Source organism: Pseudoalteromonas sp. S3178 (genome assembly GCF_005886985.1).
Taxonomy (GTDB): Bacteria; Pseudomonadota; Gammaproteobacteria; order Enterobacterales; family Alteromonadaceae; genus Pseudoalteromonas; species Pseudoalteromonas carrageenovora.
The window spans coordinates 1-317 of sequence record NZ_PNCW01000475.1; the positions used below are offsets into that span (position 1 = coordinate 1).

General features: G+C 51.4%; 1 protein-coding gene. It reads right to left on the reverse strand.

What is annotated here, in order from left to right:
* Positions 1 to 257: LysR substrate-binding domain-containing protein (locus tag CWC11_RS21815; RefSeq protein WP_249330805.1), on the reverse strand; the 257-nt coding region annotated here is incomplete at its 3' end.
* Positions 258 to 317 lie beyond the last annotated feature (60 nt).

A 317-nucleotide genomic window follows, 5' to 3' on the forward strand; every position in this document is an offset into this window, starting at 1 on the left:
TACTGTTCGAGATAGTTTGGGGCGGCAACCAGCATTCTGCGGTTGTTTAACAGAGGCCGAGATATCAAGCTGCTATCATTTAAATTACCATAACGAATGGCAATATCAGTGCCAGACTCAACTAATTTGACTAAGCCCTCCCCTAGGCTCAGGTTAACCACCACCTGTGGATGCTGCGTGGCAAACTCCGCAACGGCGGGAACCACGTACTGACGGCCAAAGTCTGAGCTTGCTGCAATTTTGAGTGTGCCTCTCAAATCAGGATCGGCATCTTGCAGTAGCGCCTCCGCCGCCGCAACCTCCTCAATAACTCGCAC